This is a genomic window from Nostoc sp. 'Lobaria pulmonaria (5183) cyanobiont' (assembly GCF_002949795.1).
GTDB lineage: Bacteria > Cyanobacteriota > Cyanobacteriia > Cyanobacteriales > Nostocaceae > Nostoc.
Window position 1 is genome coordinate 180,370 of the sequence record NZ_CP026692.1, and the last position, 26,605, is coordinate 206,974.

Annotated in this window: 30 protein-coding genes, 1 tRNA gene and 1 pseudogene; 23 read left to right on the plus strand and 9 right to left on the minus strand. The window is 39.4% G+C overall.

All coding sequences use genetic code 11. The features are described 5' to 3' along the window. Positions 1-29: 29 nt before the first annotated feature. Genes NLP_RS00740 through NLP_RS00760 form a run of 5 tightly spaced genes read left to right on the plus strand, consistent with a single transcriptional unit; the run spans position 30 to position 4,687 of the window. Positions 30-1,292, plus strand: coding sequence for an ABC transporter substrate-binding protein (locus tag NLP_RS00740; protein ID WP_104904717.1), 1,263 nt, complete (start codon positions 30-32; stop codon positions 1,290-1,292). Between the two features lie 7 nt (positions 1,293-1,299). Then, the gene (locus tag NLP_RS00745) at positions 1,300-2,250 is read left to right on the plus strand and encodes a branched-chain amino acid ABC transporter permease (RefSeq protein WP_104904718.1); all 951 of its coding nucleotides are present in this window, start codon (positions 1,300-1,302) and stop codon (positions 2,248-2,250) included. 14 nt (positions 2,251-2,264) lie between these two features. Beyond that, positions 2,265-2,846, plus strand: a complete 582-nt coding sequence (locus NLP_RS00750) for a Uma2 family endonuclease (RefSeq protein ID WP_104904719.1) — start codon at positions 2,265-2,267, stop codon at positions 2,844-2,846. Between the two features lie 49 nt (positions 2,847-2,895). Further along, the gene (locus NLP_RS00755; protein ID WP_104904720.1) at positions 2,896-3,840 is read left to right on the plus strand and encodes a branched-chain amino acid ABC transporter permease; all 945 of its coding nucleotides are present in this window, start codon (positions 2,896-2,898) and stop codon (positions 3,838-3,840) included. Positions 3,841-3,895: 55 nt separating this feature from the next. After that, positions 3,896-4,687: an ABC transporter ATP-binding protein gene (locus NLP_RS00760; RefSeq protein ID WP_104904721.1), complete on the plus strand. Its 792-nt coding sequence runs from the start codon at positions 3,896-3,898 to the stop codon at positions 4,685-4,687. 21 nt (positions 4,688-4,708) lie between these two features. On the opposite strand, the gene NLP_RS00765 is transcribed toward NLP_RS00760, so the two are convergent. Beyond that, the gene (locus tag NLP_RS00765) at positions 4,709-5,599 is read right to left on the minus strand and encodes an Rpn family recombination-promoting nuclease/putative transposase (protein WP_234017148.1); all 891 of its coding nucleotides are present in this window, start codon (positions 5,597-5,599) and stop codon (positions 4,709-4,711) included. Positions 5,600-5,612: 13 nt separating this feature from the next. Between NLP_RS00765 and NLP_RS00770 the strand changes: the two genes are divergently transcribed. Next, complete coding sequence (locus NLP_RS00770) at positions 5,613-5,777, plus strand: TonB-dependent receptor (protein WP_234017149.1); 165 nt, start codon at positions 5,613-5,615, stop codon at positions 5,775-5,777. 91 nt (positions 5,778-5,868) lie between these two features. On the opposite strand, the gene NLP_RS00775 is transcribed toward NLP_RS00770, so the two are convergent. Continuing rightward, the gene (locus tag NLP_RS00775; protein WP_104904723.1) at positions 5,869-6,708 is read right to left on the minus strand and encodes a DUF4351 domain-containing protein; all 840 of its coding nucleotides are present in this window, start codon (positions 6,706-6,708) and stop codon (positions 5,869-5,871) included. Positions 6,709-6,885: 177 nt separating this feature from the next. On the opposite strand from NLP_RS00775, the gene NLP_RS00780 reads away from it, so the two are divergent. The 7 genes from NLP_RS00780 (at position 6,886) to NLP_RS00810 (ending at position 12,728) form a co-directional block, all read left to right on the plus strand. Then, positions 6,886-7,617, plus strand: coding sequence for an ABC transporter ATP-binding protein (locus NLP_RS00780; protein WP_104904724.1), 732 nt, complete (start codon positions 6,886-6,888; stop codon positions 7,615-7,617). A 33-nt stretch (positions 7,618-7,650) separates the two neighbouring features. Then, the gene (locus NLP_RS00785) at positions 7,651-8,214 is read left to right on the plus strand and encodes a Uma2 family endonuclease (protein ID WP_104904725.1); all 564 of its coding nucleotides are present in this window, start codon (positions 7,651-7,653) and stop codon (positions 8,212-8,214) included. 80 nt (positions 8,215-8,294) lie between these two features. Beyond that, on the plus strand, positions 8,295-9,338 hold the full coding sequence (locus NLP_RS00790) for an endonuclease NucS domain-containing protein (RefSeq protein WP_234017150.1): 1,044 nt from the start codon (positions 8,295-8,297) through the stop codon (positions 9,336-9,338). Positions 9,339-9,494: 156 nt separating this feature from the next. Then, positions 9,495-10,142: a histidine phosphatase family protein gene (locus NLP_RS00795; protein ID WP_104904727.1), complete on the plus strand. Its 648-nt coding sequence runs from the start codon at positions 9,495-9,497 to the stop codon at positions 10,140-10,142. 84 nt (positions 10,143-10,226) lie between these two features. Further along, positions 10,227-11,252 carry a glucokinase gene (locus NLP_RS00800; protein WP_104904728.1) on the plus strand — a complete coding sequence of 342 codons (1,026 nt, stop codon included), beginning with the start codon at positions 10,227-10,229 and terminating at the stop codon, positions 11,250-11,252. A 45-nt stretch (positions 11,253-11,297) separates the two neighbouring features. Further along, a complete protein-coding gene (locus NLP_RS00805) occupies positions 11,298-11,900 on the plus strand; it encodes a hypothetical protein (protein ID WP_104904729.1) in 603 nt (200 codons plus the stop codon). 627 nt (positions 11,901-12,527) lie between these two features. Then, positions 12,528-12,728, plus strand: a complete 201-nt coding sequence (locus NLP_RS00810) for a DUF1816 domain-containing protein (protein WP_234017338.1) — start codon at positions 12,528-12,530, stop codon at positions 12,726-12,728. Here NLP_RS00810 and NLP_RS00815 read toward each other — a convergent pair. After that, positions 12,692-13,096 (minus strand): DUF3775 domain-containing protein, encoded by a 405-nt coding sequence (locus tag NLP_RS00815; protein WP_104904730.1) that lies wholly within the window; start codon positions 13,094-13,096, stop codon positions 12,692-12,694. The two genes, NLP_RS00810 and NLP_RS00815, sit on opposite strands and share 37 nt — an antisense overlap. Before the next feature lie 526 nt (positions 13,097-13,622). On the opposite strand from NLP_RS00815, the gene NLP_RS00820 reads away from it, so the two are divergent. Continuing rightward, positions 13,623-15,935, plus strand: a complete 2,313-nt coding sequence (locus tag NLP_RS00820; protein WP_104904731.1) for an NACHT domain-containing protein — start codon at positions 13,623-13,625, stop codon at positions 15,933-15,935. Positions 15,936-16,186: 251 nt separating this feature from the next. Next, on the plus strand, positions 16,187-16,642 hold the full coding sequence (locus tag NLP_RS00825; protein WP_104904732.1) for a response regulator: 456 nt from the start codon (positions 16,187-16,189) through the stop codon (positions 16,640-16,642). Positions 16,643-16,975: 333 nt separating this feature from the next. On the opposite strand, the gene NLP_RS00830 is transcribed toward NLP_RS00825, so the two are convergent. After that, entirely contained in the window at positions 16,976-17,419 is a 444-nt protein-coding gene (locus NLP_RS00830; RefSeq protein ID WP_099102301.1) for a TOBE domain-containing protein, read from the minus strand. Positions 17,420-17,515: 96 nt separating this feature from the next. Between NLP_RS00830 and modA the strand changes: the two genes are divergently transcribed. Continuing rightward, positions 17,516-18,310, plus strand: coding sequence for a molybdate ABC transporter substrate-binding protein (gene modA, locus NLP_RS00835; RefSeq protein WP_104904733.1), 795 nt, complete (start codon positions 17,516-17,518; stop codon positions 18,308-18,310). Positions 18,311-18,348: 38 nt separating this feature from the next. Here modA and NLP_RS00840 read toward each other — a convergent pair whose 3' ends face one another. From NLP_RS00840 to NLP_RS00850, 3 genes are all read right to left on the minus strand, one after another. Further along, the gene (locus NLP_RS00840) at positions 18,349-18,906 is read right to left on the minus strand and encodes a peroxiredoxin (protein WP_104904734.1); all 558 of its coding nucleotides are present in this window, start codon (positions 18,904-18,906) and stop codon (positions 18,349-18,351) included. Between the two features lie 57 nt (positions 18,907-18,963). Continuing rightward, positions 18,964-19,206 (minus strand): regulatory protein SipA, encoded by a 243-nt coding sequence (sipA, locus tag NLP_RS00845; RefSeq protein ID WP_104904735.1) that lies wholly within the window; start codon positions 19,204-19,206, stop codon positions 18,964-18,966. Positions 19,207-19,420: 214 nt separating this feature from the next. After that, complete coding sequence (locus NLP_RS00850; RefSeq protein WP_104909723.1) at positions 19,421-19,933, minus strand: Spy/CpxP family protein refolding chaperone; 513 nt, start codon at positions 19,931-19,933, stop codon at positions 19,421-19,423. Between the two features lie 336 nt (positions 19,934-20,269). On the opposite strand from NLP_RS00850, the gene NLP_RS00855 reads away from it, so the two are divergent. The 3 genes from NLP_RS00855 (at position 20,270) to NLP_RS00865 (ending at position 22,919) form a co-directional block, all read left to right on the plus strand. Then, complete coding sequence (locus NLP_RS00855) at positions 20,270-21,535, plus strand: sensor histidine kinase (RefSeq protein ID WP_104904736.1); 1,266 nt, start codon at positions 20,270-20,272, stop codon at positions 21,533-21,535. Further along, entirely contained in the window at positions 21,535-22,197 is a 663-nt protein-coding gene (locus tag NLP_RS00860) for a response regulator (RefSeq protein ID WP_104904737.1), read from the plus strand. The genes NLP_RS00855 and NLP_RS00860 overlap by 1 nt, the downstream gene beginning before the upstream one ends. Positions 22,198-22,415: 218 nt before the next feature. Beyond that, a complete protein-coding gene (locus tag NLP_RS00865) occupies positions 22,416-22,919 on the plus strand; it encodes an O-acetyl-ADP-ribose deacetylase (RefSeq protein WP_104904738.1) in 504 nt (167 codons plus the stop codon). A 177-nt stretch (positions 22,920-23,096) separates the two neighbouring features. Here NLP_RS00865 and NLP_RS00870 read toward each other — a convergent pair whose 3' ends face one another. Then, positions 23,097-23,522, minus strand: a complete 426-nt coding sequence (locus tag NLP_RS00870; RefSeq protein ID WP_104904739.1) for a nucleoside deaminase — start codon at positions 23,520-23,522, stop codon at positions 23,097-23,099. Positions 23,523-23,610: 88 nt separating this feature from the next. Between NLP_RS00870 and NLP_RS00875 the strand changes: the two genes are divergently transcribed. Together NLP_RS00875 and NLP_RS34510 are read left to right on the plus strand one after the other, a co-directional pair. After that, positions 23,611-24,402 (plus strand): ion transporter, encoded by a 792-nt coding sequence (locus NLP_RS00875; protein WP_104904740.1) that lies wholly within the window; start codon positions 23,611-23,613, stop codon positions 24,400-24,402. A 205-nt stretch (positions 24,403-24,607) separates the two neighbouring features. Further along, a pseudogene (locus tag NLP_RS34510) lies at positions 24,608-24,745 on the plus strand (IS1 family transposase); the annotation flags it as partial. 176 nt (positions 24,746-24,921) lie between these two features. On the opposite strand, the gene NLP_RS00885 reads toward NLP_RS34510, so the two are convergent. Then, positions 24,922-24,994, minus strand: a tRNA-Val gene (locus NLP_RS00885). Positions 24,995-25,137: 143 nt separating this feature from the next. Between NLP_RS00885 and NLP_RS00890 the strand changes: the two genes are divergently transcribed. Continuing rightward, entirely contained in the window at positions 25,138-25,725 is a 588-nt protein-coding gene (locus NLP_RS00890; protein ID WP_104904741.1) for a metal-binding protein, read from the plus strand. Between the two features lie 51 nt (positions 25,726-25,776). Next, a complete protein-coding gene (gene mazG / locus NLP_RS00895; protein ID WP_104904742.1) occupies positions 25,777-26,601 on the plus strand; it encodes a nucleoside triphosphate pyrophosphohydrolase in 825 nt (274 codons plus the stop codon). Positions 26,602-26,605 lie beyond the last annotated feature (4 nt).

A 26,605-nucleotide genomic window follows, 5' to 3' on the forward strand; every position in this document is an offset into this window, starting at 1 on the left:
ATATCTAATAACTAGATGATTATTCAACGATGAACAACGCGATCGCTCGGACAACAGTATTATTATCAACTTGCGCTTTGCTATTAACAGGCTGTGGGGGTGGCACTAAGACTGTAACAAATTCTCCAACTAATAGTCCAAATAGTATCCCAAATAACACTGCAACCAATACCCCAGCCACAACGGGTACATTATCAGGTGCTATTCCCATCGGTATTGGTGTTGCCCAAACTAGCAATGTGGCATTACTCGGTCAAGAGCAAGTTGCTGGAGCTAAACTTGCCCAGAAGTATTTCAATAGTAAAGGTGGTGTTAATGGCACACCAATTAAATTAGTTTTTCAAGATACTAGTGGTGATGAAGCAGGAGCAATTAACGCTTTTCAAACTCTAATTAATAAAGATAAAGTTATTGGAATTGTTGGCCCAACTTTGTCACAGCAAGCCTTTAGTGCCGATCCCATTGGCGAACGGGCAAAAGTACCAATTATTGGCCCATCAAATACTGCTAAAAATATTCCTGAAATTGGTGATTACGTTGCTCGTGTTTCTGCACCTGTTTCCATCGTTGCGCCTAATTCTGTCAAAGCTGCACTTAAGCAAAATCCCCAACTGAAAAAAGTCGCAGTTTTCTATGCTCAGAATGATGCATTTAGCAAGTCAGAAACGGAAATTTTTCAGCAAACAGTTAAGGATCAAGGGCTGGAATTGGTAACAGTGCAAAAATTCCAAACCAGTGACACAGATTTTCAAAGCCAAGCTACTAATGCAATTAATCTCAAACCAGATTTGGTGATTATTTCTGGCTTGGCTGCTGATGGTGGTAATTTAGTTAGGCAATTGCGGGAACTGGGTTATAAAGGTTTAATTGTCGGTGGAAATGGTCTAAATACATCAAATTTATTGCCAGTTTGTAAAGCACTTTGTGATGGGGTATTGATTGCTCAAGCCTACAGTCCAGAACATCCAGGTGAAATTAACGCGACGTTTCGTAAAGCCTATATTGAAGAATATAAAAAAGAACCACCCCAATTTAGCGCCCAAGCTTTTGCAGCGGTGCAGGTTTATGTCGAAGCACTGCAATCTTTAGATAAAAAAAGCAAAATCAACAAACTACAGCTACCAGAATTACGAACGCAGTTAAACAAACAAATACTTGAAGGAGCATACAATACACCGTTAGGTGAAATTGGTTTTACTCCCACAGGTGAAGTTGTGCAAAAAGATTTCTATGTTGCCCAAATCAAAATGGAAAAAGATGGAAGTCAAGGTAAATTCATATTTCTAAAATAGTTGCTAGATGAATATCAATCTCTTTTTGCAGCAATTATTAAATGGCTTATCTATTGGCAGCGTCTATGCAATTTTTGCCTTAGGATATACCTTGGTTTATTCTATTTTGGGCATCATTAATTTAGCTCATGGCGCGATTTTTACCTTGGGTGCATATTTCACTTATGCACTTATGGGTGGGAATTTTGGATTTAATGGCTTGCTGGCTAATGCAGCCTTACCGATAAAATTACCATTTGCTATAGCCTTAATTTTAGGAAGCACCTTGGCGGGATTGGTAGGGGTAGTGATGGAACGTGTTGCTTTTCAACCTTTGCGCCGTCAAGGCTCCGATCCCTTGCTAACTGTTGTTTCCAGCTTGGGAGTAGCAGTGGTAATTGTGAATTTAATCCAGTATTTAATAGGCGCGGAAAGTTACACGTACCCCGCAAATACTTACGGTAATTTGCCAGCTGCGATTAACTTTGGTAGTCCAGAAAACCCAATTCCGATTCGCAGTGTTCAGGTGGTAATTTTTACTGTATCAGTGGTGATTGTGGCAATTCTTACCTATTTTATCAATCGAACTAAATATGGTAAGGCAATGCAAGCGATCGCAGAAGATCCAACTACAGCTAGTTTGTTAGGAATTAATAGCGATCGCTTTATCATCCTAACATTCTTCATCAGCAGTTTTTTAGCAGGATTAGCAGGAACTTTAGTCGCTTCTAGTGTTAGTATTGCAGGGCCATATTTCGGCATTGCTTTTGGTTTGCGGGGTTTAGCAGTAATTGTCTTAGGTGGTTTAGGTAGTATTCCTGGTGCAGTGGTGGGAGGCTTAGTAATTGGATTAGTGGAGGCGTTTGTTCCTTCTGAATTCTCTGGATATAAAGACGCAGTAGCGTTTGCAATTTTGTTTATCATGTTATTAGTTAGACCCCAAGGTTTGCTAGGGCGGCGGTTTATTCAGAAAGTTTAAAGAGGCGTAGCACTATGAAAACATACACCAGACAAAAACTAACTTTCGAGCAATTTTTAGAACAGTGTCCAGAAGAAGGTTTATATGAACTTGTAGATGGAGAAATTGTAGAGGTGCGTGCAACCAGAAATCATGATGATGTCGCTGACTTTACGGCTGACTCTTTCAAAGATGAAATTAAACGTTTAAATCTTAATTACGTAGTAAAAAACACAGCAGTCTTTAAAACTATAACTGCTAATGGCATAGAGCAAGGGCGCAAGCATGATGTAAGTGTCATAGATAAAGATAAATGGCGCTCAAATCGTTCTGCTTATGCTGCACTTGAAGAACCCATCCAATTAGCTGTAGAGGTGACATCAACTAATTGGGAAGATGAATATCAACGTTTAGGTATTACAGAATATTGGATTGTAGATTATTTGGCAATTGGGCTAAGAGAGTATTTGGGAAATCCAAAAGTTCCGGCTGTATTTGTTTTTTTATTAGATGCTGAGGGAAAATACCAACGGACACTGTTTAAAGGTTCAGAACGGATTGGATCACAAACTTTTCCTGAACTGGCTCTGACAGCAGACCAAATATTAACAGCTTAATAGGTGAGAATAGCGATAGTTTGATTAAGCTTAATCACAATATTTCAAAATGACTGATTTTTTCGCTACTTACGCTTCTTTAATTGTCTCTATGGTATTGGGGGCACTACTAGGATTATCACTTTACTTACCGCTAATGACAGGACAGTTGTCTTTAGCTAGTCCCGGATTTTATGCTTTAGGTGGATATATTGCAGCAATTTTATCCACAAAAGTTTTAACATCTAGCAGTAGTTTATTTCCCATTCCATTGTTGTTATTGGAGATGTTAATTGCTGGTATAGTTTGTGGTTTATTGGGTGTAATAGTCGGGATTCCCGCTTTACGGTTGCGAGGAATTTATTTAGCGATCGCAACTATCGCTTTTGTGGAAGTTCTGCGCGTCATCTCCCTGAATCTAGATATTACAGGCGGTGCTGTTGGAATTTTTGGCATTCCTCAACCTTTCCAAACACAACTTGAATATTTATGGATTGCTCTGCCCTTATTATTAATTAGTATGGTGCTGCTTTATCGTTTAGAACGCATCCGCGTCGGAAGGGCTTTCATTGCTATCCGCGAAGATGAATTAGCTGCGGGTGCAATGGGAATTAATCCCACTTATTACAAAGTTTTGGCGTTTACACTAGGGGCTATACTTGCAGGGGTTGTAGGTGCAATTAGCGCTCACTTCCTCAATACCTGGAATGCTCGTCAAGGTACTTTTGATGCCAGTATTATATATTTAACTTTTGTTTTAATTGGTGGTTCGAGAACTTTTTTAGGGCCAGTAGTTGGAGGTATGGTATTTACAGCCTTACCAGAAATTCTGCGAAGCCTCGCTGATACTGGTGGTTTACCTAATTGGTTAGCACAATTTTTGCGCGATGGGAGATTAATTATTTTTGGCTTACTCATAGTAATAGGTACAATCTTTTTTCCCCAAGGGCTAATTACTCCAGATATTTTTCAAAGGAAAAAACGAACCGCAAAGGACGCAAAGAGCGCGAAGTAAGAAAAGTTTTAGAGAGTTATTGCATAAGTTTTACTATTCATAATAATATGCAAAAATGTCACATAGTATTCCAGCAGCTAACAGCAATATTGTCTTAGAAGCAAGAGCATTAACTCGTCGCTTTGGTGGTTTAGTGGCGGTAAATAATGTATCTTTTAGTGTAAATAAACATGAGATTTTTGGACTGATTGGCCCTAATGGTGCTGGCAAAACAACACTGTTTAATTTGATTACTGCGTTCATTCCACCTTCTAGCGGTCAATTAATTTATCAAGGTGCAAAAATTTCCCAACTGCGTCCTCATCAAATTGCTGCTTTAGGTATTGCCCGTACCTTCCAAAATATTCGTTTGTTTGGAGAATTATCGGCGTTAGAAAATGTGATAATTGCCCGACATTTACACACTAAAAGTAATATGATTAAAGGAGTTTTGGGATTACCACCAGCGCCTACTGAAGAATTTAAAACTAAACAAAAAGCTTTAGATTTATTGGATTTGGTGGGATTAAGCGATCGCGCTGACGAAAAAGCCAAAAATTTTGCTTACGGCGATCAGCGTCGTCTGGAAATTGCCCGTGCTTTAGCATTAGAACCGCAAATTTTACTTCTCGACGAACCAGCGGCGGGAATGAACCCCAACGAAAAGCAGCAATTGAGTGAATTTATTCGTAGTCTGCGCGATCGCTTCAATTTAACGATCATCCTCATTGAACACCATGTACCATTGGTTATGGGTTTGTGCGATCGCATTGCTGTATTAGATTTTGGACAATTAATTGCTTTGGGTGAACCATCTGTAGTCAGAAATAATCCGGCTGTGATTGAGGCTTATTTGGGAAATGAATGATATCTGATCATCTGTCTTAAATTACAAAATCTGTTGCAATTCCTCAATATTATTTGCAGTTACAACATTCCGTAAAATTGTCTTCAAACGCTCTAAATCATTAATTTGGTTGATTTGTGGCATTAACTGTAACCCCTTATCACTGAATTTCAACTCTAAATTAATTTCAATACTAGAAAGTATTCCGCGTGCTTCACCGCGTGCTTCTCCTTCGCGTAAAATTTCCTGATACCAAGGCGACTCACGTAATACAGTCATATCCCACCTCATGATTTCTTGAATTAGGGCACTCTCTAAAACAAACGTAGCAAAAAAAGCTAAGACTGTTTCCAGTTGGTTTAGTTGTTGATCAGCACGGAGAATTTGCAATGCTTCTCTAATAGTAGATTCATTTTCACCACCTTTGAGAATGGGTACAAACGGCAGTAAAGAAGGTAAAGGTTGTTCAAAAGCAATGTTGACATCGACTTCCCACAGGTTAATTACCCGATAATCTTGTATTGCCCGTAATCCAGCAATATTTGATCTAAAGCTTGTGGGTATTTCGTTGTTACCGGTTTTAAGAATGTTGATGAGAACGGGGTATGTTGGTAAGTTATATTTTTCTTCCGCAAGTGCAGCGTATGCACGCATCCGACGTGGCATTTTGGATTGATAACGTAATTGCAACTCGTTGAGAAGCAGAAATTCTCCGTGTTGGGGACTTGTGACACGGATTAATACATCACTTTCTCGGCTAATCCACTGAAATTCACTGGTGAGAATTTCCCCAGCAACGAGATTTGGAATCTGCGTTACCCATCTTACCCAGTTGTCGGGTGCAAGACTGGGCGAAGGTGCTAGAGTTGATGTCGCTGCAACTTGCCCCCTTCTTAGCTGAACAAGGTGGGGTGATTTAGAAAATACATTCACGTTGCCCAGCTATGTGCGAACCGATGCAGCGGTTTATTACCGCCGCGACAACTGGCGAGTTGGGCTGAATATCAAGAACTTATTTGATGTTTACTACTTTGAAAGTGCCGATAGTATAGACAGTGTGTATCCTGCCGCACCGTTTACAGTTTTGGGAACAGTTTCGGTGCAATTTTAAGAAAGCAAGAGGGCAATCAGTCTTTGGATTGAGCGTTAGCGCAGCTTACCGGAGGTATCGCATATCCAATTCTCTTGAAGATTTGAATAATTTAGGCAGATATAATTGTGAGAAATTCGTCTAAAGAACTCACAGCGATCGCACTATCCATTAAAGTTTCTAATTGTTCTACATTTTTACCCTCAAGCCTTACTTCTGCCTCATGGGAAATTTCGCCAAAGCGTTGTTCCAATACTCGGATTAACTGCCGTCGCGCGCCCTCTTGAATACCTCTTTGCTCAATCTCGTGATACCAAGGCGATTCTCGCAATACTGCCATATCCCACCTCATGATTTCTTCCACTAAAGGCGTGTCTAAAACAAAGCTAGCAAAAAACGCCAGCAATGATTCTAATTGGTTCAACTGTGCATCTGCTCGTAGCGCCTGTAATGCGCGTTGCACAACTGATACCTCTCCCCCTCCTCGCAGGATTGGCACAAAGGGTAACAACGATGGTAGTGGTTGCTCAAACACTATTTCAGCATCGATTTCCCACAAATTAATCACGCGATAATCTTGGATGGCACGTAATCCCAAAAATTCCTGCTCGTAACTATTGACAATATTTAAGGTGGATGAGGGCGGTAAAATGTTGATCAATACTGGGTAAGTTGGCAATCGATAGCGTTCTTGTGCCAAGGCAGCATAGGCTCTCATCCGTAAAGGTATCTGTGTTGTGTAACGCAGTTGTAGTTCATTTAGTATTAGAAAATCCCCGTGAGTGGCACTGTATGCCTTCACCAACACATCTGTTTCGCGGCTAATCCAATGAAACTCAGAGCCGAGAATTTCTTTCGCCACGACTTCAGGACGTTGTGTTACCCACTGTACCCATGCATCGGGAGCTAAATTAATTAGTCCTTTGCTACCAATATCTGCTGCTTTTCCCACAGGACACTTGATATCTTTATCAGTAATTAATAGTACACCATAAAGATTACAGTATTCTGGCGTTGGTTTTTAAGTTGAAGCAATGTCTACAATGGGCTATGCCTACGCACTGTTTTAAGAAATGTATGATTAATGTATGTTAGGTTTTAAATCAACATTTCTAGATGTAAACCGCCGATGAAATCCGATAGTAGACCAGGTTATACAATTTTAGAATTTCAAGAACTTGATGTTAATTATGGCGGCATCCAAGCTTTGAAAAAGATTAATTTAATTATTCAAAAAGGCGAGGTAGTTACTCTAATTGGTGCTAATGGTGCTGGTAAAACTACTACACTCCGCGCCATATCTAAAGTAGTTAATCCTACGAGTGGCGTAATTATCTATAATGGACATAATATTAACCGCCGCCAAACTCACGAAGTTGTACAACTTGGGATCGCCCATTGTCCTGAAGGACGCAGAGTATTAGCGCGGCAAACAGTATTTGATAATTTACTTTTGGGTGCTTATATTCGTTCTAACCAAGCGGAGATAAAAGCAGATATTCAGCGCCAATTTGAACTATTTCCCCGCTTGTCACAAAGACGCAATCAACTAGCAGGAACTCTGAGCGGTGGTGAACAACAAATGTTAGCGATCGCTCGCGCTGTCATGAGTAAACCACAACTGTTACTTTTAGACGAGCCTAGCTTAGGTTTAGCACCTGCGATCGTCCGAGAAATCTTTTCTATTATTGAAAATCTCCGTGCTACAGGTGTGACTATTTTGTTAGTTGAACAAAACGCGAATTTGGCGCTGCAAATTGCCGATCGCGGTTATGTTTTGGAAGCTGGTTCTATTACCTTAACAGGTGCAGCATCAGAATTGATTAGTGATGAGCGAGTTAAAAAAGCTTATTTAGGGTGATTAATTAAATCAAAAATCGGGAGGTACAAGCACATGGTAAAATCACCAACTAAACCCTTAAATTTAGAAGAGTTTTTGAAACTACCAGAAACAAAGCCTAGCTCAGAATACATCAACGGTGAAATTATTCAAAAGCCAATGCCTCAAGGAAAACATAGCAAATTACAGGGTAAGTTAGTCACAGGTATAAATGAAGTAGGTGAAAGTCGAAAAATTGCCCTTGCTTTTCCAGAACTGCGGTGTACTTTTGGCGGACGTTCAATTGTTCCTGATGTAGCTGTGTTTGCTTGGGAAAGGATTCCCTTAGATGAACGTGGAGAGGTAGCAAATATTTTTCATACGTATCCAGACTGGACAATTGAGATTCTTTCACCAGATCAAAGCCAGACTAAAGTAACCGGAAATATTCTACATTGTTTAAAACATGGTAGTCGCTTCGGTTGGCTGATTGATCCAGATGAGCGTTCTGTTTTAGTTTATCCACCAAAGCAGCAACCAGAACTTTTACAAGAATCACAAGAAATATTACCAGTTCCCGATTTAGTTAATGATTTTCAATTAACTGTAGGGCAACTATTTGGATGGTTGAAGTTGTAAGCAATTGTATAAATTAATATCTAGCTTTGGGAATACTAAAGGTAGTAATTTACTCAAGTTAGAGCCAGATAATGGATTTCGTGAATTTAATAAAAGCGGGTAATAGTTGGAAATTTGCGACTGAAGCTGATTTAGAAGATTTTGTCTGGGCGAATTTAAAGAAACTTTTCGGATTAATTCCGCTAAAGCGACAATATTATGTTAAAGGTCAAATTTGCGACATTTTAGCCTTGAATGAGAAGAGACAGTTAGTAGTGCTGGAATTGAAAAATGGTGAAGACAGATATATTGTTCAGCAACTAACTCGATATTATGAAGCTATACTTGAGAATAAACCCTTTCAAGAAGAGGTTGATTATGGACAACCCATTAGTTTAATAGCGATTACAGCCAGATTTCATAGAGATAATTTTACAGATAGAAAGTATAACTGTCTTTCTATTGAGTTTTTACGTTTTGAAATTTTGACAGATGATGAAAGATTTTATCTATATTTAAGAGATATTGATAATCAAAAAATTTCAGAGGTAGAAATTCATTATAAAGAAAACAATATTTCTATTGATGATCTTCCTCAGCAACCAAAAGGACTTGATAAGATTTTGAGTTTTTGTAATCTTCAGCAACAAGAACAGTTAATAAATATCCGGCATAAAATTCTTATATTTGATAGACGTATGCAAGAAATTTCTGTGCCTGGAAGCATTAAATATGGAAAACAAACAAGTTGTTTTTGTGCTGAAATTTGTTCTGATAGTAAGGGACAGCCAGTATTATTTTTATGGTTGCCTTTAAACTATTCTGATGGGAAAAAGATTGGTAGAATGAAAATTTGGACAGATTGGGAAAATCATACTTTAATTGAAGGTCATGTACCAAAAGGAATTCGTACAAAAGCAGTTAGTCAAACTGAAAAACAGCGTCAAAGGGGAGTTAAAATGAAAATATTATGGAGTCATTCAGGAGGTATAAGGTACAAAATAGGTAGCAAAGAAGTGAGTGAAACGGAATACATCAACGAAGACAAAAGACGACATCAAGAGTATCAAAATACTATTAAATCTCGAAAAACTTTGAATGAACTAGTTGATATTGCTTTAGAAACTTGGATAAAAAGGCTTTAATAAAAGCTACATTGACAGCACTTATAACTTTTCCTAATCATTATTATTATTAAATATTATTACGATTTTTGTCATATATTAATATTTGTAGCCCTCCTTGCAGATATCTATATATTTGTTTAGCGGCGAATTCTATTCACCGGAATAATTAAACCCATGAGTCAAATAATCTGGATAGCAAGACACGCTAACCGCCTCGATTTCGTAAACCCCGATTGGTTTATCACCGCCGAACGACGCTACGATCCACCCTTGTCTGATGATGGTATGGTGCAGGCACAGCAGTTAGCTAAACGATTGAAACGAGAAAAGATTGGACATATTTTCGCTTCTCCTTTCCTGCGAACTATACAAACGGCAAACGCAGTTGCAGAAAAGCTCAACTTGCCAATTAAACTCGAAACAGGCTTGAGTGAATGGCTAAATCCAGTTTGGATGACGGAAGAACCCGAAAGACTCTCAACTCCAGCATTAGCAGAGTTATTCCCCAAAATTGATAGCAGCTATACCTCGCGCATCGCCGCCAAATATCCTGAAACTCATGAAAAAGTGCGAGAACGTTCTGGACAAACTGCTAGATGTTTAGCTAGTGAGTTCTTTCCAGAGGATATTTTACTAGTAGCGCATGGTGCATCTGTGTTGGGGGGAGCAATGGGGCTAGTGGGGGAAATTGCCAAAACAGAAGTTAAAGCTTCTTTATGTTCTCTAGTAAAAGTGGTACGTCAAGACCCAGAATGGTTATTAGAACTAACGGGAGATACTTCCCATCTAACCCATATAGAAGAAGTTATTCGATTTGCTTAAACCTCTGATAGAGATTTGCGTTCATGGCTTCTGATACGTTGGGTATATCCTACAAAAAAAGTAATTAATTCGCGAATAAATTTTATGACTTTATTACTAGCAGGAGACATCGGCGGGACGAAAACTATTCTGCAATTGGTTGAAACATCAGATTCATCAGTTTTACATCCTATTTATCGGGAAAGTTACCACAGTGCTGATTTTCCTGATTTAGTACCCATAGTGCAGCAGTTTTTGCTCAAAGCTAATACACCCATACCAGAAAAAGCTTGTTTTGCGATCGCTGGCCCCATTGTCAAAAATACTGCCCAACTAACCAATTTAGTCTGGTTCCTGGATACCGAACGTCTACAAGACGAATTGGGTATCCCGCACATTTCTTTGATTAACGACTTTGCAGCGATTGGTTATGGCATTTCAGGTTTAGAAAAACAAGACTTGCACACGTTGCAAGTTGGCAATTTTAAACCCGAAGCCCCGATTGCAATTATTGGTGCTGGTACTGGCTTAGGGCAAGGATTTTTAATTAAACAAGGAAACGATTATCAAGTCTTTCCCTCAGAAGGTGGACACGCTGACTTTGCTCCTCGTAACGAGAGCGAGTTTCAACTGTTGAAATACCTGCTGGGTAAACATGATATCCAGCGCCTTTCTGTGGAACGCGTCGTTTCTGGAATGGGAATTGTGGCAATTTACCAATTTCTGCGCGATCGCAAATTTGCCACTGAATCACCAGATATTGCCCAAGTCGTCAGAACTTGGGAACAAGAAGCGGGACAGGAAGAGAAAAGTGTTGATGCTGGTGCTGTTATTGGTACAGCTGCATTGGAAGGTACCGATCGCCTCTCAGAACAAACTTTGCAATTATTTATAGAAGCTTATGGTGCAGAAGCCGGCAATCTCGCCCTGAAACTCCTACCTTATGGTGGCTTATACATTGCTGGTGGAATTGCGCCCAAAATCCTGCCTTTAATCCTAAATAGCGGTTTCTTATTAAATTTCACCCAAAAAGGTAGGATGCGCCGCCTTCTGGAAGATATTCCTGTGTCTGTTATCCTCAACCCGCAAGTTGGCCTAATAGGTGCTGCTTTATGTGCTGCTAAGTTATAACAGCTGGCATCATCAGTGAGTTCAGCATCTCAAAAGGCAAAAAATATGACAATTAAAAGTCTGTTGCCACTAATAGCCGCCACCATTGTCTGTGGTGGCTCTGTTTTGGTGGAAGCACGTCAATCCAAACCTCCGGTAGCTGTTGTCAAACCAACCGTTTCTCAACCCGTGCAGCCACAATGGAAGTTATACACTGCTCCCGATGGACGCTTTTCGATTTTGATGCCGGGAAGCCCCAACAGAAATACCGAATACCAAAAAACTTACATGGGGGAAATTACTTTAGAAATATTTGTTGCTCAACCACCAAAACAGCAAGTAGCATACATAGTTGCTTACAATGATTTTCCTTATAGTTACGGTCAAATGGCTGATCCCCAAGCTGTACTTAATAATGCACGGGATATGGCTTTAAAGACTACGAAAAGTAATTTAATTAGTCAAAGAAACATTCGTAGTTCAAATAATCATCCTGGCAAAGAAATTGAGTACATCAATTCTGGAGGGAAAATCACTAAAAGTAGAATGTATGTTGCTGAAGGAAGATTATATCAAGTAATGGCAATAACTACAAAAAAACAGCAGAAGACCCTAGCTAAAACCATTACTGGGTATTTAAATTCCTTTCATGTAGTTTTAAAAAAGTGAAATAACTAAAACCTTTACCACACTAGCTTTGCAATGAATTGCAGGGCTAATATGGTGAGTAAAAATAATTAAAATTATTGTATAATATATTACGAACTTTACAATGCACAGCAAACCGGATAAAAAATTTTGGATTGTCGCTAACAAGATTTTTCCATTAACTCTTAACTCTGAAATGTTACTGTATTTTAAATTATTTAAATTTTTTCGCTCATCTTATACAACTTATACGTTATCCAACCGCTTACTAAAACATGATTTATAACACTAGGATGTCATAGTAACAGTAAACCGCAAGGGCGCAGTGGCTCCCCAACCTACGCCTGTTTTAGATTTATCTTTAATCAAGTTTAATTAATCATTGGTATCCATGATGAATTTATTTCAATCTAATCATTCAGAATTTGCCTGGTGGGTAGAAATTACAGGGCAAACGCATCTAAATTACTCTTGATCACAACGAAGGTTAAGAACCAACGAAAAAATCAGGATTTCGCGCTTGATTATTTTTTAAGCCCCAAAGCGATCGCCTAAAATTTTCGCAATAAGCAAAACTTAATGACATTGATTTTAACTCTATTCTTAATAGAGTTTCCTTATTGACATGATGCGGCCGCCCTGGTAGAAATTAACACTGCTGTTCCGCACTGCACTTATTACTTTGGCCCTTTTGAAAGTGAAAAAGAGGCACAATTTTCTAGAAGTGGCTACGTCGAAGATTTATATCAAGAAGAAGCCAGAGACATCATTGCACTAGTCAAACAGTGTCAGCCTGATGTTCTGACGATTTTTCAGGATAAAGCAGAAGTCCAAATATCTAGTTTTTGAAGCCCGTCTCGCAGATATTTTGCTAAAAGGGGTTTTTCGATAATATAACTTGTTACATAATTTTGAGGTATTAGCTCTACTACTTGTTTAACCAAATTGGGTAAGTTTTCTGGTAGTTCACCTGATGCACCTCGACCAAGCCACATCAGGGCTATTACCTCTGCTTTTTCTTCCTCAGAGAATTCATGAATATATTTCTGTAGGACATTTACTGAATATCTTCCTGTGATGTTGAAATCCTCTAAATAATTAGACAATTTATCTATAAATGTTTCTGGTTTATTTGTTCTCCCAGATTCCATTTTTCCATAAATTAATTCAGCCAGAGCAATAATTTCATATATTTTGTTAATCGATAAGTAACTCATATTTTTATATTAAAGTTGGACATCATATCCGATTGATCAAGCTGAATAAAAAATGTTATTAGTAAGGACTTTAGTCCTGGGTTTAAATACTGAAGTTCCCACTATATACTGTTTATTCTGCTTGATTTGGCGGACATCATAGGAGTCAATAAGCACAAATCAAATAATAGAAATAACTTAGCCATTTATTTGGATGACCAAAACTTTGTCAATACAAAGATATAGTGAGATAATATCTATATACATTATGCAATTCTAAATTTAGAATCTAGCAAGTAATCTTTCAGCCTATATTTAAGTATTACAGATATATGTTTGATTTCAAGTCTTGTCAAAAGCTTTAAATATATCAGATGAACGTATAACGTTTGAGTTTGTGACAAAAGTTTAAAAAAATGAGAGTATAATCTGGCATTTTGTATAAATTTCAATGAGTATAATTTTGATATCATAAAAAAGTTAGAATATTTGTTGAAAATATTAAGAAAAGCTGAAATTTATAATTTTAGGGGCTGAGTTTTGTCCTATGGTCAAGCGATCGCTCCAAGTCTCACTAACTGGGATTCAAGAAGCTAAAAAAGCATTTGCTCGCAAAGGATGGACACAACACAATCTAGCAGGGGAAGTTAACCTCAAGACTAGACAACCAATTTGGCGGTTTTTTAGTGGTCGTCCGGTTGAGCGTCATACCTTTATTGAAATTTGTTCTATATTAGAACTGAATTGGCGGGAGATTGCTAGCAATCCGCCGGCAGAATTCCGTGAACTAGAAGAATACACCCAGCCCTCTGTGCTGGATATTGATACATTAGTGCAACAAGTGCGATCGCAACGCTTCGACAAAATTCAAGACCAGTGTGGGATTTTGCAGTTATTGGATATCAGCCATCCAGTTGCGATCAATGACATATATATAGATGTGAATATTTTGGAGGAAATTGCAAGTCTTCAGTACGTAGAAATCACTGAACTGCAAAACCTTGCTCGAGAAGAATTTGACCGTTTTGGCTTAAGTGAGGTTGACCAGAAACAGATACCTGGTATAGGGGCAGTTGAAACATACTCCAAGATCAGGGTGCTAGGGAAACCAGGAGTAGGGAAAACCACCTTTTTACAACATCTCGCCATTCACTGTAACCAAGGCGAATTTGCAGCGAAGCAGGTGCCAATCTTTATCACACTGAGAAATTTTGCCCAAGAATCTAAAGTCACCAACGAGTCCAACCTATTAAAGTACATCTGCCAGGAGTTTTTCACATCTGGAATTTCCGATCCCTCAGTCATCGAAACCTTGCTGAATGCAGGCAGAGTGTTACTGTTGCTTGATGGCATGGATGAAGTTCTTAACGAACAAAGCAATGCTATCTTAAGCGAAATTCGCAGATTTTCAGAGAAGTATCACAAAAATCAGTTGGTGGCCACCTGTCGAACAGCATCTCCAAGACTTAGACTCCGAGGTTTTACCGATGTTGAAATTGCCCCATTTACCTCAAAACAAATCCGAGCCTTCGCTCAAAAATGGTTTGTCGCCTTTACCAAGACCAATACTGAAGATGGTCAGGCCCAGTCCGTTGAGTTTATGCAGAAGCTAGAGTTAGCTGAAAACTGGCAATTTCGCCAACTCGTCGTCACACCCCTATTTCTGCATCTTGCCTGCTGGGTGTTTCACAGTCAAGAAAAATTTCCGACTAAGCGGACTGACTTTTATAAGCAAGGTTTAGACCTTCTGTTGGGCAAATGGGATGAAGCCAGAGGCATTGAACGGGATGAGGTTTACCGAGGATTTTTATTACCACAAAAGCTGAAGTTATTGAGTCAAATTGCCGCAGCGACATTTGAGGACGGTCAGTACTTTTTTCAGCAACGCGTCGTTGAGCAATACATTGGTGACTATATTCAGAATCTGACCAACGTGCCAATGGATGCAGAAGAATTGCAAATAGAAAGCGAAGCGGCGCTGAAGGCAATTGAGGCTCAACATGGGCTACTGGCAGAACGGGCGCGGGGGATTTTTTCTTTCTCCTATCTGGCCTTTCATGAATACTTCACAGCGAGGAAAATCGTTGCCAGCCATAACTTACAGGCATTGGAACAAGCGCTCGCAGGACTGGTTAGTCACATCACCGACCCGCACTGGCACGAAATCTTCTTGTTGACAGCTACCATGCTCCGGAGTGCAGACTCTTTGGTACTGTTGATGAAGCAACAGATTGATACAATGGTTGCCGAAGACCCTTATTTACAAGAATTTTTGACCTGGGCTAGCCAAAAATCTCGCACTCTTCCCACCCAACCAAAAGATGCAACAGTGAGAGCATTTTACCTGGCCTTGAGTCGCACTCCTCACGTAGCTCCTCACTTTGCCCTAGCCGCCAGCCTCGACCAGGGGATGTTTCTGGATACAGCATTAGATGACCTGCTGGTGGAGTGTGCAATTGATGGGAGCCAGGACTTTGCCCACATCCACGCCTGTGGAGATGCTCTCTCGGTCATTCTGGGCATTGTTCTTGATGTTGGACTTTATAAATCCCTGCAACAACTCTCTGACCAATTTCCCAATTCTCATCAAAATCAAGAACGGTTTAGGCTATGGTGGCAGACGAACTATTCAGCCTGGGCTGAACAGTTAAAGATCACGGTGATTAATTATCGCAACATTAACCACCAGTGGCGGTTTAGCCCTGAACAAGAGCAAGTACTGCAACGTTACTATGATGCTAATCAGCTACTACTCGATTGCCTGCGTAGCAATTGTGAAGTGACGCCTGCTATCAGGCAGGAAATTGAAGCCACCTTATTGTTGCCTCAGAAGGAACTTGAGGACAGGGAATGGCAATAATTTTGTTGGTTAACCCTTTACAGCTATTTTCAGTTAATTGAAAAGTTTTCCTACGTTTTGTGTCGTAGTTAATCAACTCATTTAGGAAATCAAACAACACCCGCTCATAGTACAAGAATAGAACCTAGTAATTTTAAGCATTAAGTGCTTCTCTGCTACTTTTTATTTGACTTATCCGCTTGTTTCGTCTCCTTAAGACTACGGGTTTTTCAGATCGCTTTGCACTTCAAGTCCTAATCGCAGGTCTTGTTATGAATTTAATCAATGACTTTTGCTTGGCAGTTGGGATACTCAAAGGTGTAAAAGTACTCGTTGTAGACAACGATCGCGATAGTAGAGATTTGTACGCAATTTTACTCAAAGACCTGGGCGCAAATGTGATTACCGTTGGTTCTGTAAAAGAAGCTTTAGAAATACTGAGTTGCTTCACGCCCAACATCCTTGTCAGCGAAATTAGGTTTTTAGGTGAAAGTATTTATACATTGCTAAATACATTGAATGCTATAAAAGCAGACAATGGAAATCATATCCCAATCATTGTCACTTCAACTTCTACCACAGGTACTTGTGACCAAATTCCAGATGTAGAGTTTGAAGAATATTTACTTAAGCCATTAGACCTTAACGAATTTGTTTCTATGATTGTGAATCAAGTACAGGAAAAAGTGGTGGAAAATTTTTGCACTGAGCTACTAGTTGCAAATTAGTAGCTCAGTTTAAGTATCTGCGTTGTTTAACCGCTCTGAAATAAATTTCTAGACTGCATAGCTAAAAACCTTGTTCAGGGTATAACCGTAGGTTAAACACAGCCTACAATGTAAACACATGGGTTTGAGCGAATGACAAGTTGTGCCCACAAAAATTGCAAATATACTTATTCATCCACCTCAGATACTCGTTCATCCACCTTAAAGACTGGTTTTATTAAAGTAGACCATCGATGCGTTAGCCTCCGGGATAACACACCCTACGAAAATTGTTAGCAAGAATAGTGATGTCTACACCTACCTCAAGCAATGGTTCAGAGACATCACCACAGCCTATTCCCTGGCAATAACTATATCGTTGGACTTAATAACGGCATAAGCTTCTTTCCCCTCAGACAAATCCAACTCTTCTACCGATACTCTGGTGATAATTGAAGTTAACTCAACTTTGTGAACAATCTCTAGCGTTACTTCACTATTAACGGCTCCAGTAACAACTCGCTTAACAACACCCTTGAGAATATTGCGAGAGCTAACTTTGAGTGGTTTCTTTTGAAAACTAATTTCTATCTCAGGCATTTGAGTGTAGATATCTTCCTCTTCTGTGTTTATGGATGGTAGCAAGTTTGATGGTGAAGAGTGTTGATTAAGACCACGTACCAGTTCCCGGAGAATCTCGGTCTTAGTTCGCTGAGATTGGCCACAAAACTCTTCCAAAATCTTTCGCTCCTCTTCTGAGGTTTGGAATGTGACCCATCCTTGTTCTTTTCTAGGCATATTTACTACCGATTTAGTTGGTTAAATGTTGGTAATTTTTGGTACTATTTTACCTAGCATCAATTTTATGGAAGAAACCTTTCAAACGCCTTTTCTATGAAAAGAAGACAAATTTTTGGCTTCCTGGGTATAGCGATCGCTGGCTTGCTGCTAGCATTTGGTTTACCACTGATTACTCCTTCTCCTGTAATAGCACAGTCGAACAACAACATACTCGTGTCCGCAGCTGCCAGCTTAAAAGATGCGATGGAAGAAATTAAACCTTTGTACCAACAAAGTAAATCAAATATCAATATTAGTTATAATTTTGGGGCTTCTGGTGCTTTACAGCAACAGATTGAGCAAGGTGCGCCAGCGGATATTTTTATTTCTGCTGGCAAAAAACAAATGGATGCTTTGGAAGCAAAAGGACTGTTGCTAGCAGGCAGCCGTACCAACCTAGCAAATAACCGTCTAGTCTTGATTGTGGCTCAGGATGTTGTTGGCATCAGTAGCTTCTACAATTTAACAGATAGTAAGATTAAAAAAATTGCGATCGGTGAACCCAGAAGCGTACCCGCCGGTCAATATGGCGAGCAAGTCTTGAAGAAATTGAAACTTTACGATCGCCTCAAGTCGAAATTTGTCTTTGCTAACAATGTGCGTCAAGTTTTGGCAGCAGTAGAAAGTGGTAATGCCGAAGCAGGTTTAGTTTATGCCACTGATGCCAAAATTTCCAACAAAGTAAAAGTCGTAGTGACTGCTGATGATAAATTTCACTCCCCAATTGTCTATCCGGTAGCAATAATTAAAAGCAGTAAAAATCCTTCTGCTGCCAAAGAATTTGTCCAGTTTCTATCTGGCAGCGAAGCCAAAACTGTACTCAGAAAATATGGGTTTATTGTGAGTTAAAATAAGGGGCTTAGGCCCCTTGTCTTGTTAATTGAGATTTAAGAAGCCGTGGACTGTAATTTTTCTAGTCGTGCCAGCACTTCTGAACTGTGAATAGTTGGGTTGACTTTGACAAAATTCTCGCGCAAGACGCCTTGAGGATCGATGATAAAACTATGGCGCATAGATAAAAAGCCAAGCCACGAACCGTAAGCTTTACTCACTGAACCATCAGTGTCAGCCAACAGGGGGAATTTTAGTCCCTCTGAATCACAAAATTTGGCGTGGGAATCAATGTCATCAGCACTAACGCCAATAATCTGAGCGTTTTTTTCGAGGTATTGGGGTAAGTCTTGCTGAAAACGCCGAGCTTCTATAGTACAACCAGAGGTGAAGTCTTTAGGATAAAAGTACAGGACTAGCCATTTACCGCGCAAGTCAGAGAGGGAAATTTTGCCATCACCTGTATTGGTTGGCAAAGTAAACTCTGGCGCGGGTTGATTAATTGCCGGAAGTTTACCACCAAGAGCATTAGCAGCAGGGGTAAAATTCAGCCAGCTGATGACAGAAATACAGCTGGCAAATAATATGCTTAAAAAAGTGCGGCGGGAAATCATGGTGTAAACCAGAATCACAACTTTACACAAGTTTACAATTCTTGGTTGCGAAAAATCTTATTCTAATTGAGATTCGGGAAGGGTATCTGTGCTTTCGATGTATTGACTATCTAGGAGAAAAGCCCCTCTAGTAAAGCGAATACCCCAATATCCACCTGGTCTGCGGTCAATGATTATACCTTCTTCGCCAAGATGAATTACATTAGGGGGGCGTAGCATGGGCATAGGTTCAGCAGTTTTGACATAAGCTGGTAGCGCCACAACACGGACTCTACTACCAATTGTGAATTCTTTCGACATTTTAATCAAGCTAGGAGTTTTGATTAACTCATAACTCAAAACTAGCTTGAAAGTCTACTAAATTGAGCAGGGGAATAAATAGGGAAAGGGAAAGGGGATAAAGTTTTTCCCCTTTCCGCATCTTCTGCAAGAAGTCTGTTAATTTTTGACCATAATCTATTTTGGGATTGAGATGGACGGCACTGCCCACCCCAGAATTATTATTTTTTGAAGATTATTGAGGATTGCCTTGTTGACGCCGTGAAGGAGCATTTTGACGGAATTGCTCTAATTTTTGACGCTGTTCCGGGGTTAAGACTGCTTGAATCTGTTGTTTCTCAGACTCGCGGATTTGTCGCATTTGGGTTTTTTGGGCTTCAGTTAGATTTAAGTCAGCAAAACCACCCTTTCCTCGATGTTGACCGGGTTGCCGTTGACCTGTTTGCCCCTGAGCCTTACGCGCTTGCCATTCAGCCCGACGTGCTTGTTTCGCTGCCTCTAATTTTGCCTTTTGTTCCGGGGTCAAAACTGCTTCAAATTTGCTGCGGCTATCGCGGCGAATCGTCTGAATTTGGTTTTTTTGGGCATCTGTTAGACCCAAATCTTTCCAAGGGCCTCTTTCTTTTTGTGGAGTTTGTGCAAGTAAGACGGGTGAAGGAGAGGCTGTTTGAGCGTGAACAGCAAAGGAGGTTGCAGTTAAAGTGAGAGCGATGGCGGAAGCAACTAGCGATAATGCTTTGAGTTTCATTACTTGTCTGGTGGGTTTTTCCTGGTTGGATGCCACCATCATAAGAACTTATCTTCAGCAGTTACATGAGGAGAAAGTCATGGTTATACCCATGACTTTAGTCATGATTGACAATAGATAGTTAAGAATCAGAAGTTAGAAGTTAGGAGTTATAAATTATGAAAATTTTGATTATGATAATTTTATAAGTCATTATTTAGCTGATTAACTAACTGTTTTGTTCTTTAAATTTACTTCTGATTTCTCACTCAGCGAAAAATTTAAGCAGTGAAATATCTGCTCAATTTTTCGGAACTATTAACTTCTAATTTATATATAACTGGAGCAATGCGACTAATGAGTCTTCCAATTGAAATTAAGAAACATCCTTTTCCGTCTCTGCTTTATCTGGAGTGGACATTACTAGCGATCGCGGCATTGACAGCTGTTATACCACCTCCGTTACGGCGTTTTCGTCCCAAGCCTCTAGAACTATCAATTTGTGGTGCATTTCCAGACTTGTCAGTTTGTAGCATATTGCCAGAACTATCAATTTATAGTCTGATTATTTTTGCGGTAATGGGCTTAAGATTACCCAGAAATAACCAGACAACTAAGGTAATATATACAGCCATTGAAATTTTATTAATTTTAATAATTGGACTGTTTGGGGAAAGATTTGCTCGACTTTTCCCTTTTCTCTATATAATTTTAGTGACTCGTAGTTGTCTAATCTTTCAGTTAAATGGGCGCTTATTCGTTACAGCTTTGTCATTTGCCTTATTTTTAGTTACTACACAACTAAAATATCAGTTATTCAATTTTCAAGCATCCCCGCAAGCACAAGAGCGATATCGATTTTTGATTTTGAATTCGTCACTAGTATTTGGCTTAAGTTTGGTTTTTGTGTTGTTGATGATGAATGCAGTTTTGTCTGAACGGCAAAGTCGAGAAAAGCTAGCTCTGGCTAACGAAAAACTCCGTCAATATGCCATGCAAATTGAAAATCAAGCTACCTTAGAAGAACGTAACCGCATTGCTCGTGAAATTCATGATTCATTAGGACACTCTCTGACTGCTTTAAATCTACAATTAGAAACTGCTTTAAAACTATGGCAATCTAACCCAGGTAAGGCTGAAACATTTCTCGCAACCGCAAAGGAATTAGGTTCAAAAGCGCTAAAAGATGTTCGTCAATCTGTTTCTACTATGCGTTCTAATCCCTTACAAGAACAATCTTTAGAAGATGCGATCGCTAGTCTTTCAGAAAATTTTCATCGCTTTAATGGGATATTACCAATTTATCAAATCAACCTGGAATATTCTCTACCACCTGAAATAAATACTGCTATTTACCGGATTACTCAAGAATCTTTAACTAATATATCTAAATACGCGTATGCCACAGAGGTTAAATTGGAACTCACTACGATTAAAGGCAATTTGCAATTGATAATTCAGGATAATGGTAAAGGTTTTGATGTAGGGCAAAATACTACTGGTTTTGGACTTCATAGTATGCGCGATCGCACTTTAGCACTTGGGGGTAAGTTTAATATTAATAGCGCTCTTGGATTTGGTTGCAAAATTACAGTTAATATTCCATTAACAAGGCTAACATAATGATTAAAGTATTGCTCGTAGATGACCAAAGTTTAATTCGTCAAGGATTAAGAGCATTATTAGAACTCGAACCAGATTTAGAAATAGTTGGAGAAGCAGAAAACGGCGAACAGGCGATTAATTTTGTTGCAGAATTTCAGCCAGATGTCATATTGCTAGATATCAGAATGCCGATTATGGATGGAGTTGCAGCCACGCAGGAAATTCAAAAACGTTTTGCCAAAACTAAGATTTTAGTACTAACAACTTTTGATGATGATGAATATGTGTCAGCCGCTTTAAAAAATGGAGCAATGGGTTATTTATTAAAAGATACACCATCAGAAGAATTAGCTGTTGCTATTCGTGCCGTTCATAAAGGATATACTCACTTAGGCCCAGGTATAGTTAAAAAGCTGTTGACTCAATTTTCTCATGTTGCACCAACTCATTCACCGCCTCTACCATCTAATTTAGTTGAACTTACTCCTAGAGAAAAAGAGGTTTTGCGGTTAATTGCTACAGGCGCTAGTAACCGAGAAATTGCTCAGAAACTCTACATTTCTGAAGGGACAGTAAAAAATCATGTTACGAATATTTTAAACAGGTTGAATTTGCGCGATCGCACTCAAGCTGCGATTTGGGCAAATACATATTTATCCTATTTAAATGAGCCAAGTTAAATAATTCATAATTATTTGCCGAGATACTTATATAAATGAATAAATCATAACTTATGCATTGATAAAGTAGACAAAAAATGATTGAATAAATCAGGAAAAAGCAAGCGATCGCTCATCACCTTAAGCAGACCGATCGTTAAGCTTGAAGCTCAAACTGTATAGGATTTTATACTATAATTGTAGTATGTAAATTAGTCTTGATTACGCTTAATTGTTTTATGGAAGTGATTTTGGGTGATATCACAAAGTTAGAAGTTGATGCTATCGTTAATGCTGCAAATACTAGTTTGCTTGGGGGTAGTGGCGTAGATGGAGCGATACACAAGGCATCTGGATCGGGTTTACTTGATGAGTGTAGGTCACTTGGAGGATGTAAGATTGGTGATGCTAAACTAACCAAAGGATATCGCTTACCTGCAAGCTTCATCATTCATACCGTAGGCCCAGTATGGCGAGGAGGTAATCACGGAGAACCCGAACTTCTAGCTCAGTGTTATTATAAATGTATGCAAATTGCCGCAGATAAAGAGTTTAATAGTTTGGCATTTCCTTGCATCAGTACTGGCATTTATAAATATCCTAAAACTTTAGCAGCTGAGGTGGCAGTGAAAATATGCGATGAACAGCTACAAAAGAATAGTCATCCACAAAAAATAATTTTTTGCTGCTATGACCCAGAAAACTATGGAATATATACAAATATTTTAGGACTTAGGCATTGACATAAGTCAATGAATATTGGTTAAAAAAATTAATTTTAAACCGCAGAAACAGAGAGTATGACCTTGGCTTGGCAAGGTTTTCAAACTTGAGCAAAGTGCTCGTCGACTCAAGAGAAAGAACGAGATTATTTGAGTTATTTTGAAAAGACTATTCTTAAAAAGAAGTTTTTTGGGAGCTTATTTAAATAATTCCAAACATTCCTTTTTTAAAATGTTTTTTGTGACTTTTATTTTCCTAAATGACTTATCGATTACCTCTTCGCAAGATATATTAATTTGTGATTGATTTACTGAAATTAAATCTTGAATGGAAGCACCATATACAATTTCTGATAAACCACTCCAAACACAAGCAGTTGCACACATCGGACAAGGTTCACCAGTTGTATATATGCTATAACCTTCTAAAGAGGGGTTTTTCAGTTTAGCTGTTAAACTACGAATAACGTTGATTTCTGCATGGGCTGATGGATCGTTGTCTCTCGTTACAGTATTATGAGCTACGGCAACAACTTCGTTATCTTTAACAATCACTGCACCGTAGGGTGCATCGCCTTCTTTTGCTTCTGCCAATGCTAAACGCATAAAAGATTCTGGGTTCATATAAGCTGAGGTTAACATAAGGATAATGGTTAATAATATCGTATTTCTAATGTTATAACTGGGAATTAAGATGTATTAATGGTCGAATATGTTACTGAGCAGACAAGAAACAGAATTTTACTTAGAAGACCTAGAAACACCAATAGGTAAAGCGATTAATTTAACACTTGCCTCTTTGGTTCTAATATCATCAGGAATTTTTGTGGCAGAAACATATAATATTCCTGATTATATGCGGTTTCAGTTAAAAGTAGCTGATACTGCGATCGTCATCATCTTCGCTGTGGAATATTTACTCCGCCTGTGGAGTGCGGAAAACAAAATTAAGTATATTTTTAGCTTTTATTCGATTATTGACTTAATGGCGATTTTGCCATTTTTTCTAGGTATGGTGGATATTAGCTTTATCCGCCTATTACGATGGTTTCGGATTTTACGATTAATTAGATTTATAGATAGAAAGTTTTTATTCGCTAGTATCAGCAGTGAAGATGGGATGATTTTTGCGCGAATATTATTTACGTTATTTGCAATTGTTTTCATTTACTCTGGTTTAATTTATCAAGTGGAGCATCCGGTTAATCCTGAAAATTACGGTACATTTTTGGATGCATTCTACTTCTCTGTTGTCACAATGACAACTGTGGGATTTGGCGATGTTATTCCAATTTCGGAATTAGGACGCTTGCTAACAGTATTGATGATTTTTACCGGAATTGCATTGATTCCTTGGCAAGTGGGAGATTTGATTAAGCAAGTGGTGAAAACTGCTAATCAGGTAGAAATAGTTTGTTCGGGTTGTGGTTTAGCTTTCCATGATGTAAATGCTGGCTTTTGTCAGAGGTGCGGGACTAAGTTACCTCGTCGCAGGATTGATTAGACGGCGTTGCATAATCGTCTTCCAGGTATTTTAGCTTGGACTCTAAAAGACCCTAGTGCCAAAACCTTTGCTTTCATTGTGGAAGATTATTAAATGTTGGAAATGTTATTTTTACGTAACAGATGGATACCCAATTGATCCATGTTTTATCAATGATTGTGACCAGATAATCAAAAAAACCTAGATGACACTCGTGATCTGAGAAAATACCAGATTCAGACATTATCTAGCACGCCTTCATCGAAAAACTCTTTGCTATTCTAAATCAGAAGAAATGCTTAAGCTATCAATTCGATTGTTACTGCACTACCTCTATTATGGATTTGTACCCTTAATAGCCTAATTCATCGCGCAACGGGAGCAGCGCCAATTATTTCTTGTGCCCTATCGACAAGAGCAAGTATTCTCTATTCTGAAGATATGCAAGATGGGTTAGTAGCTGGTCAATTAGAGATTGTGAATCAATTTAAAAAAGGCTAGAAACTGCATCTAAGCTGTCTCTAGCCTTAATTTATTTAATGGGCAGTACCAGACTCGAACTGATGACATCCTGCTTGTAAGGCAGGCGCTCTACCAACTGAGCTAACCGCCCTTTTTACTAATCCTTAACTAATATAGCAAAATATTTCGCATTGCGCTAGTAGTTTTAAGAAAATCTTTTTTTCTCTTATACTGACTCAGTATTCAGTTACTCAGCACGGGCTAAACGCCCCGCTATCGCTAACAGGATTTAGGATGCCCTCTGGTCGGACACACGATCGCATTACTATGTATGCTCTGCCGATTGTGGCGGGCGTTACTTTTTGGCAGACTCGCAGTAGCAATGCGACTTTGTTGGTTGCAGCCGGGTTTCTCTTTGGCGGGCTGATGTTTGGCCCCGATTTGGATATTTACTCTGTGCAATTCCAACGCTGGGGTTTCTTGCGCTGGATTTGGCTACCTTATCAAAAAAGTCTCCGACATCGTTCTTTTTTATCCCACGGACCGATTATCGGCACGATTCTACGGATACTTTATCTGGGGTGTTTGCTAGCTATTTTGGCAATTTTCCTTTTGGTAATTGCCGAAAGGTTGTGCAATCTGAGTTTTAGTTGGCAGGATTTTGGTGGAATTGTGGGGCGATCGCTCGTGCAATACGATACTGAATATATCGCCCTGTTTTTGGGGTTGGAACTCGGTGCGATGAGTCATTCTCTCAGTGATTGGGGCGGTTCGGCTTATAAGCGTTTCAAAAAGCAGGGGGTTCGGGGGTTGCTTCCTAGTGGCAAAATTAAGAAGCGGAAAGTGAGGAGTGGCGTTCGTCGGCCGAGAGTAAAGAAATAATTTTTTTAAACGCTTTAGGTAGCTAAGGGAAGCGCAGAGGTACGCAGAGGTATGGAAAATCAAAATGATAGTTTGGCGGCGTTGCAAGAGTTGATTGAGGTGGTGGCGAAATTGCGATCGCCTGATGGTGGTTGTCCTTGGGATTTGGCTCAAACTGCCGAAACGCTGACTCCATTCGTGATTGAGGAAGCTTATGAGGTGGTGGATGCGATTAAGAGTGGGGATAAGGATGCGATCGCTGAGGAGTTAGGCGATTTATTATTACAGGTGGTATTACAAGCCCAAATCGCTAGCGAATCTGGGCAATTTTCTCTCAAGGAAATAACTCAGGGGATTTCTCAAAAGTTGATTCGCCGTCATCCTCATGTGTTTGGTGATGTGTCGGTTGCCAGTGTGGATGAGGTGCGGCAAAATTGGGAACAAATCAAAGCTGCGGAAAAGGGCGAAGCATCTCCAGAGGCGCAAAAATTTAGTGCTAAACTCGCTCGTTATGGGCGTACTCTTCCCCCACTGACGGCGGCGATGAAAATTTCTCAAAAGGCTGCGGCGATCGGGTTTGAATGGGAAAATATTCAGGGCGTCTGGGATAAGTTTCATGAGGAGTTGGGAGAGTTTCAGCAGGCTTTAGCTGAGGAAACACCCGAACGACAACAAGCAGAATTAGGCGATTTACTATTTGCAGTTATTCAGCTAGCGCGTTGGCATAATCTTGACCCCAGCACCGCTTTGCAAGGCACAAATCAGCGCTTTGTCCAGCGATTAGAAAAAATGGAGGCGGTTGTTGACCGTCCCCTTTCTGATTACAGTTTGAATGAGTTAGAAAACTTGTGGCAACAGGCAAAAGCTCAACTTGCGAAAGAAGGGAGTGGGGAGTAGGGAT